Origin of the sequence: Streptomyces sp. UNOC14_S4, assembly GCF_020740835.1 — a bacterium.
Taxonomy (GTDB): domain Bacteria; phylum Actinomycetota; class Actinomycetes; order Streptomycetales; family Streptomycetaceae; genus Streptomyces.
Genome location: NZ_JAINFC010000916.1, coordinates 1 through 1,390, shown reverse-complemented (window position 1 = coordinate 1,390; position 1,390 = coordinate 1). Strand labels below are relative to the sequence as shown.

Genomic DNA, 1,390 nt, shown 5'->3' with positions numbered 1-1,390 from the left:
GGTCCGGGTGGGGGCCGGCACCGCCCTCGGGTCAAGCGCCGTGCCCGCGGCGGTAGTACACCCGCAGACGCCCCGCGGTCGGGACGGCGGCGAGCAGGATTCCGGCCGCGACGGGATCGACGGCCGCGGGAGGCACCACCGGGGACACCAGGAGCACGCCCGGTATGAGCAGCGCGAGGAAGCCGCTCACCGAGAGGGTCGCGGAGAGGGTGACGGACGGCGGCCGCTGTACCCGCCGCGTTCCGGCACGGGTGAACTGCGGGGTGTTACGGTCGGGTTGCCGCCGCGTACCCCTGGCACGGGGTGTACGCGGCGTGTGGTCGGGAGGCATCTCGCCCTCCTCGGTCGCTGGCGACAGCGTTCGCTGGTGAGCAGTGAAGGAAACGGTGGGCGACGAGCAGCCCTGGCCCGGGTGCCCGGATGTACGGCCTGCCAGGGCCCGTTCTCGTCGTCAAGGACGCTACCGGCCCGGCCGGGCCGTTCGCCAACATGACGATCCGTAATGGGCAGCCTGACCCGAGCGGACAAAGAATTTCCATGCTCGGACCACGGGATGTGCCAACTTCGGCCCGAAAGGGGCACGGAAAGATCGCATGCGGGCTGCGGCGGGCAGGACTCCGCGCGGCGGCCCGCCCCGCTCCGTTCACGTTCGCAACGACTCACGGGCTGCCGCGGGGTGGGGCGACGGGGCTCAGGGCGTGTCGGCCAGCAGCGCCGCGTCGATCCGTTCCAGGGCGCCGACGACGTGCGCGCGCCCGGCGTCCGCCATGGGGGCGACGAAGTGGCGCCGCAGCGTCCGGGCGTGGACGTCGGCCGCGCGGAGGAAGACCGCGACGCCGTGCGGGGTCGGCTCCACGAGGGTGACCCGGCGGTCGTCCGGGCACGGGAGGCGCCGGACCAGGTCCGCCTCCTCCATGCGGTCGACCAGCCGGGTGATGCCGCCGCTGGTGAGGACGAGATCGTCGGCCAGGGCGCGCTGGGAGACCTGTTCGTCGCCGTTCCGGCACAGCCGCATGAGCACCTCGAACATGACGTGACTGATCCCGCACTCGTCCCGCAGGGCGGCGTTGACGCGCTGCTCCAGGCGGGCCGCCGCCCGCAGCAGCAGGCCGAACTCACGGACAAGGCGCCCGTTCGCCGCCTCGGCGGCGGCCTCCCTCGGCGTTCCGGCGCTCATCCGGCCTCCCGCTTCCCTGCCCCGGCCCACGGCCGCGGCTCGTCAAGTCATGGTGCCCCGTCACTGCGGATCACCGACGGCGAGCCGCCCGGGAAGTGTAGATCACCATCAGTTACTGAATGCTCAATCGCTGAGCAGTCAGCAATATTCTAGAGTGGACGACGTCCCTCCGGCGAGCACCCGTCCCGTCGGCGCGGCGTCCCTCCCCCACAC

The 1,390-nt window shown here is 72.6% G+C and carries 2 protein-coding genes; both read right to left on the bottom strand.

The window, feature by feature from the left end; all coding sequences use genetic code 11:
• Positions 1-31: 31 nt before the first annotated feature.
• Positions 32-331, bottom strand: a complete 300-nt coding sequence (locus tag K6I34_RS36990; RefSeq protein ID WP_229332394.1) for a hypothetical protein — start codon at positions 329-331, stop codon at positions 32-34.
• 360 nt (positions 332-691) lie between these two features.
• Positions 692-1,177 (bottom strand): MarR family winged helix-turn-helix transcriptional regulator, encoded by a 486-nt coding sequence (locus K6I34_RS36985; RefSeq protein ID WP_229332393.1) that lies wholly within the window; start codon positions 1,175-1,177, stop codon positions 692-694.
• Positions 1,178-1,390: the final 213 nt, after the last annotated feature.

What these genes read in the sequence shown, in the direction of transcription:
- K6I34_RS36990 (WP_229332394.1), bottom strand. Translation starts at nt 331, where the DNA reads ATGCCTCCCGACCACACGCCGCGTACACCCCGTGCCAGGGGTACGCGG.
- K6I34_RS36985 (WP_229332393.1), bottom strand. Translation starts at nt 1,177, where the DNA reads ATGAGCGCCGGAACGCCGAGGGAGGCCGCCGCCGAGGCGGCGAACGGG.